This is a genomic window from Aeromonas sp. JL9 (assembly GCF_024436075.1).
Lineage (GTDB): Bacteria > Pseudomonadota > Gammaproteobacteria > Enterobacterales > Aeromonadaceae > Aeromonas > Aeromonas veronii.
Genome location: NZ_JANFNV010000008.1, coordinates 77,679 through 83,876, shown reverse-complemented (window position 1 = coordinate 83,876; position 6,198 = coordinate 77,679). Strand labels below are relative to the sequence as shown.

7 protein-coding genes are annotated in these 6,198 nt (G+C 58.6%); 4 read left to right on the top strand and 3 right to left on the bottom strand.

The genetic code is table 11. The features are described from left to right. Positions 1 to 244 precede the first annotated feature (244 nt). Both NOM06_RS08570 and yjjG read left to right on the top strand, forming a co-directional pair. Positions 245 to 1,744 (top strand): leucyl aminopeptidase family protein, encoded by a 1,500-nt coding sequence (locus NOM06_RS08570; RefSeq protein ID WP_255911182.1) that lies wholly within the window; start codon positions 245 to 247, stop codon positions 1,742 to 1,744. 14 nt (positions 1,745 to 1,758) lie between these two features. Then, positions 1,759 to 2,439, top strand: coding sequence for a pyrimidine 5'-nucleotidase (yjjG, locus tag NOM06_RS08565; protein WP_255911093.1), 681 nt, complete (start codon positions 1,759 to 1,761; stop codon positions 2,437 to 2,439). A 116-nt stretch (positions 2,440 to 2,555) separates the two neighbouring features. On the opposite strand, the gene NOM06_RS08560 is transcribed toward yjjG, so the two are convergent. The 3 genes from NOM06_RS08560 to dusC all read right to left on the bottom strand — a co-directional run bounded on the left by NOM06_RS08560 (position 2,556) and on the right by dusC (position 4,847). Continuing rightward, positions 2,556 to 3,275: an ABC transporter substrate-binding protein gene (locus tag NOM06_RS08560; protein ID WP_201913608.1), complete on the bottom strand. Its 720-nt coding sequence runs from the start codon at positions 3,273 to 3,275 to the stop codon at positions 2,556 to 2,558. 161 nt (positions 3,276 to 3,436) lie between these two features. Then, entirely contained in the window at positions 3,437 to 3,805 is a 369-nt protein-coding gene (locus tag NOM06_RS08555; RefSeq protein ID WP_255911091.1) for a conjugal transfer protein TraR, read from the bottom strand. Positions 3,806 to 3,902: 97 nt separating this feature from the next. Next, entirely contained in the window at positions 3,903 to 4,847 is a 945-nt protein-coding gene (dusC, locus tag NOM06_RS08550; protein WP_255911089.1) for a tRNA dihydrouridine(16) synthase DusC, read from the bottom strand. A gap of 123 nt (positions 4,848 to 4,970) precedes the next feature. Between dusC and NOM06_RS08545 the strand changes: the two genes are divergently transcribed. Both NOM06_RS08545 and apt read left to right on the top strand, forming a co-directional pair. Continuing rightward, positions 4,971 to 5,348, top strand: a complete 378-nt coding sequence (locus tag NOM06_RS08545; protein ID WP_206899658.1) for a YbaN family protein — start codon at positions 4,971 to 4,973, stop codon at positions 5,346 to 5,348. Positions 5,349 to 5,482: 134 nt separating this feature from the next. Beyond that, complete coding sequence (gene apt, locus NOM06_RS08540; protein ID WP_005352403.1) at positions 5,483 to 6,028, top strand: adenine phosphoribosyltransferase; 546 nt, start codon at positions 5,483 to 5,485, stop codon at positions 6,026 to 6,028. The last annotated feature ends 170 nt before the right edge of the window (positions 6,029 to 6,198 follow it).

Sequence of the window (6,198 nt, the reverse complement as noted above, 5' to 3'; positions counted from 1 at the left end):
GGGTGGAGCAGCTCGGTAGCTCGTCGGGCTCATAACCCGAAGGTCGTCGGTTCAAATCCGGCCCCCGCAACCAACTTTCTGTACGTTCCCTTCCTGCATTGCCAATCATTGAACAATCCTTCTTGATGCTCGTCACCATCTGGTGATTGCTGCTATTTCTGACGCTTTTTCAAGACCAAAACTGGTCGTATCAACCATTTGTTGGGTATCATCAGGTATCTCTTCATGGATGAGGCACGCGCCTGTGATCACTCCCTTCACCTATCTTCCTCCTGCTATTGAAAGCCGGGATGCCACGCTGGCCGAAGCCCTTGCCCAAGGGCTGCCGTTGCAACTGCTGCTGATCGCCGAAGAGCAGAAGGAGTCCTTGCTTTCGCTGCCCGCCCTTGCGGGTCTCCAGACCCAGCTTGCGCTGGGGAAAAAAGCGCCCTTTACCCTGATGCATGGCAATATCTTGTTGCAGGTGATGTTTGTGGCCGGCAGTGTGACGCGGGATCACCGCCTCTATAAACAGATCAGAGGCTGGATTGCTCCTCTTTCTGGGCTTAATGTGGAGCGGCTCGGGCTGCATCTGGAAGGTTTTTCCCCCTCCGAGCGAGTGATGCTGGCCGAAGTGATGTTGTCGGCCCTGCTTGCCGCCAATATTTCGTTGCCCACCAGCAAGCGCCGCAGTGAAAGCAGCTGGAGCTATCAGCAGATCAAGGTTTCACCTGCAGTGGTGCTGGACTTGGCGCGCCTTTACAGCGAAGCGGGGGGCAACGGGCTGGCTCGCCATCTGGCGGTGTTGCCAGCCTCCGAGCTGACGGCCGCCAGCTATCGCGAGTTTGTCAGCAAGCTGGCGCAAGATGAGGGGTGGCAGTGCCATCACTATGATCAGGCGCAGCTGGCCGAGCTGGGGGCGGGGGCGTTTCTGGCTGTTGCGCGTGGTTCGGAAGACAATCAGGGGGCCATGGTCAAGCTCAGCTACTATCCACCCAAACCGGTGCGTCGCATTGCGTTGGTGGGCAAGGGGATCTGCCACGACTCTGGCGGTTACAACCTCAAGGTCTCCGGCAGCATGTATGGCATGCATCTGGACATGGGGGGCAGCGCGGTGGCGCTCGGCACCCTCTACGCCATCAGCCGAGCCCAGTTGCCTTACGAGGTGCACTGCTGGCTGGCCATTGCCGAGAACCATATCGGCCCTCATGCCTATCGTCCTGGCGAGGTGGTGACTGCCATCAATGGCACCTCCATCGAGGTGGTCGATACCGATGCCGAAGGGCGAATGGTATTGGCCGACACCCTGGCAATGGCGGTGCAGGATACCCCGGATCTGCTGCTCGATTACGCGACCCTGACCGGGGCCTGCAAACGGGCGCTGGGTAGCCGCTACAGCGGCGTCTTTACCAATCGCAGCGAATGGATGACATCGCTGGTCAATCTGGGTCAGCGCAGCGGCGAGCGGATCTGGCCCTTCCCGCTTGATGACGATTACGACGACAACATCGAGAGCGAGTGGGCCGATTTGTTGCAGTGTGCACCGGGCAGTTCGCCGGATCACATCGATGCGGCCCGTTTCCTCGCCCACTTCGTGCCCGAGCAGACCCCCTGGCTGCACTTCGACCTTAGCGGTTTTCGCAACAAGGGGGGCAATGGGGTGGTCTCCAGCGAAGTGACCGGCTTTGGCGTGCGCCTCACGCTGGATCTGCTGGCCAGCCCGCTTGGCAGAGTTGGTCGCCAAGCCTCTGAACAATCTGAATGATAACAAGGAGTTATGTGAAACAACCAAGCTATGACTGGGTGCTGTTCGATTTGGATGAAACCCTGCTCGATTTCCCGGTCGCCTCTGCGCTGACGCACACCCTGCAGATCTATGGTGTACAGGCTGATGACGCCAGCATGGCGCAATATCACGCCCTCAACCACGGGCTCTGGCAGCAGTACAACGACGGCGAGATCGATGCAACGGCGTTGCAGCAGACCCGCTTCTCCCTCTTTGCCCAGCAGGTTGCCGCCGATCCCATGGCGATGAACAACACCTTTCTGGAGCAAATCATTGCCCTTAGCATGCCTCTCGAAGGGGTGGTCGAGACCCTGCAGCAGCTGCGCAGCAAGGTGCGGATGGGGATCATCACCAATGGTTTCAGCGTGCCTCAGCGGGGGCGGCTCGGCAAACTGGGCTGGAGCGAGTGGTTCGAGCCGCTGGTGATCTCCGACGAGATCCGGGTGACCAAACCGGCGCCAGCTATTTTCCAGCACACCCTCTCCCTGATGGGGCAGCCGGATCCTGCGCGGGTGCTGATGGTGGGGGATAATCCGAAAACCGATATTGTCGGGGCGGCGGCGCAGGGGCTGGCAACCTGCTGGTACAACCCGGCGCGGCAAGCGGGCGAGTGCGATGCCACACACGAAATCCACCACTTCGCCCACCTTGCCGACATTGTGCTGGGACGCTGATAGCCAAGTTTAACCATCACGTTATCGGTGACCAAAACGTCCTGGTAAGTTGCAACCAGGGTTGTTTGAGACAGGATTGGGTTTGCTTGAGACAGTAAGGGGAGCTGATGCTCCCCTTACTTATGAGTGTTTTCCTGTGAATGCAGGGATCTGAACTGATAGCGATCGAGGATCTGCTGATAGTCGGGACTCTGTTTCAATTGATCGATAGCCTGATTGATCCGCTGCAGTTGCGCCTCAGTAGTGCTCTCTTTGCTCAGCATCAGGTGAACCGGTGTCAGTTCGATATGCAGCAGAATATACAGCTTGTCTTGCACGCCATCCTTACCCTGCCACTCCTGCAGTCCGTGGGGATCCAGAATAAATCCCTGGATCCGTCCCCCTTGCAACATCTTCAGCAACTGATCCAGCCGAAGGCGCATCTGCAAACGGGGCTGCAGCTCGGGCCTTGCCATCAACTGGCGGAAGGTATTGCCGTAATCAAAGCCCTTGAGCACCCCGATATGGAAGTCAGGGGTGTTGATCAACTGCTCCAGGGTAGTGATCCCGCGCCAGCGATCGGCATCTTGCCGACGGATGACGATGGCCGTCTCCTCTTCCCGATAGGGGTGGCTGAAGCGGGCATATTGCTGCCGCTCGGCGGTAATATTGGCTGACATGGCCAGTTGAACCGTGCCGAATTTCAGCTCGTGCAACACGCGAGCCCAGGGCATTTCACTGAATTTGGCCTGATAACCGGCCCGCAGGAAGATGGCGTTGAGCAGCTCCACATCCAGTCCGCGGAGCTGTTGCTGTTCATTGCGATAACTGAAGGGCTGCCAGTCGACCCAGCCCACGACCAATGACTCCTGTGCCGTAGCCTGGCAACACAAACACCATAACAACAAGAGTCTGTACACAACGCATACCCTCGAACAGGCTGATACGGTTGAGTATTGGACAGGAACGACGGAGTAACCAGTGCTGAGGGTTGAGCGGATGCACAGATGTGCATCCCTCACAGTTCGTGGGCGTGGAATCCCTTGCGATAGCGGGCTTCGCAGCGCGGGCAGCGTTGCAGAGTCGGATCCTGTTCCAGCTGTTCGATGGAAAGCGGCTCTTCACAATCGGAGCAGAGGCCATAGAGGCCGAGATCCATCTGGCAGAGTGCCGCATCGATCCGCTTGAGGAGGGCCACGCTCTGCTCAACCTTCGGGAGATCCAGCCGGCTGGTCAGTTCCACCAGTTGATCCTGCTCGCAGTGACCGACCTGCTCGGCCCACTCGTCACGGCGGCAGGCTTTAAGCTGACCGATCAACGTTTCTCGTACTTGGGCCCAGTCTGACAGCAGGCGATTACGCCAGACAGTCAACTGTGCTTGCGTCATTTCACACACATTATCCCCCACAGGACAGACGACAGATTCGGGGCAGTATAGGGATCCGATAACTCTATCAAGATGATATGCGTCAAGTTAAACGTGGTTAGCCGTGGCTTTTGGCTGCTTGCAGCAGGGCATCGCGGATGGGAGCCGTCTCTTTGAGCACCCGGATCTCCTGAAACAGCAGGTCCGCTTCGGGATATTCCCGCTTGAGATAGCTGAACCACTGTTTGATGCGGCTGGGGTAGTAGTCGGCTTTTTCGCTGGCCAGATCCTGCTCGGTATAGCTCACCATCAACTGCAGTACCTCGGCCCAGCTCATGTGCGGGCAGCCGGTTTTCATCACATTGGCCAGATTGGGCAGGGAGATGGCGCCGCGCCCGACCATCAGGGCATCGCAACCCGAGACCTTGGCGCAGGCGAGGGCATCTTTGTGATCCCAAATTTCGCCGTTGGCGGTGACGGGGATGGGCAGGGCGCGGCGAATGGCGTCCACATACTCCCAGTGGGCGGGGGCCTTGTACCCTTCACGCTTGGTGCGGGCATGAACGGCCAGCTCGTTGGCGCCCCCCTGGAAGACTGCCTGGGCGTTCTCCAGATAGAGATCCTTGTCATCGTAACCGAGGCGAATTTTGGCGCTCACCGGCAGATGGGCGGGCACCGCCTCGCGCACCGCCTTGACGATGCGGTAGATGGTCTCGGGCTCCTTGAGCAGCACCGCACCGCCCTTGCTCTTGTTGACCGTAGGGGCGGGACAGCCGAAGTTGAGATCGACCCCGGGGGAGCCCAGCTCGATGGCGCGCACGGCGTTCTCGGCCAGCCACTCGGGGTGTTGCCCCAGCAGTTGCACCCGCACCGGGGTGCCTGCGCGGGTTTTGCCATCTTGCAGCAGTTCAGGACAGAGGCGGTAGAACACCTTGGCGGGCAGCAATTGATCGACGACCCGGATAAACTCGCTCACGCAGAGATCGTAATCATTGACGGAGGTGAGAACCTCCCGCATCAGGTGATCCAGTACCCCCTGCATGGGGGCCAAAATAACGCGCATAACGGCTTTCCGACGAGAGTGGGGAGAAAAAAGAGCGCAGATTGTAGTGGGGTTGCGGCCCGCTGTCAGCACCCGCTCAAACTCTGTTAGGCTAGAGGGAGATAAATCACGCAAGGAGAAGGAATGAAGCGTTGGTGTCTGATGGCGCTCGGGTGGCTGGCATTTGCCACCGGTATTGTGGGCATTGTGCTGCCGCTCTTGCCGACTACCCCCTTCATGTTGCTGGCTGCCGCCCTGTTTGCCCGCTCGTCGCCCCGTTTTCATCGCTGGCTGCTGGCCCATCCCTGGTTTGGCCCGCCCATCGTCGATTGGCAGCAATATCGCGGTATTCGTCGTCAGGCCAGACGGCGCGCCATAATCTTCATTTTGCTCACCTTTTCGGTGTCGTTGGCGGTGGTGCCACTGCTGTGGGTAAAGGGGTTGCTGGTTGTCATAATGGTGATCCTGCTCACCTGGTTAATGCGCCTGCCGGTGCTGGAGCCAGTTGCAATGGTGAAGTGAAGTCCCTAAGCTATTGCAGCAATAATGCTATGGAGTCGGCCTGTCATTTTTGCGTGACAGGCTTTTTTATTTCCCGCAGAAGGGAATTGAGAAAAAATGGCCACCCCTGGGTCAAAAAAATAAGCGGTCAACACATGAATCCGGAAACCCTGAAATTTATCGAAGCAAGCATCAAGACCATTCCCGACTATCCGAAGCCGGGCATTCTGTTTCGTGACATCACCAGCCTGATCGAGAACGCCGAGGCCTTCAAGGCCACCATCGATCTGCTGGCCAATCATTATCGTGATCAAGGGATCACCAAGATTGTTGGCACCGAAGCTCGCGGCTTCATCTTTGGCGCGCCGGTTGCCTATGCCATGGGGCTGGGCTTCGTGCCGGTCCGCAAGCCGGGCAAGCTGCCGCGCGAAGTGATCGAGGAGTCCTATGCCCTCGAGTACGGTACCGACACCCTGCAACTGCACACCGATGCCATCGTGCCCGGTGACAAGGTGCTGGTCGTGGACGATCTGCTGGCGACCGGTGGTACCGTCGATGCGACCGTCAAGCTGATCCGCCGTGCCGGTGGTGAAGTGGCCGATGCGGCCTTCATCATCTCCCTGCCGTCTCTGGGCGGCGATGCCCGTCTGACTGCCGCTGGCATCAAGGTGGTCTCACTGGTCGAGCTGGCCGGCGAGTAATGCCTCTTCGGCCCGATCCTCTGCATCGGGCCTGCATTGAACCGGTGCCCTTGCGGGCATCGGTTTGAAAATCAAGCGATCCCTCCCGCTCTCACCGATAGCCGATACAGCCAGCCCGCCATTTGTGTTAGCATCCGGCCTCAATGCCCTGTCTTCTCTGCATGATGGAT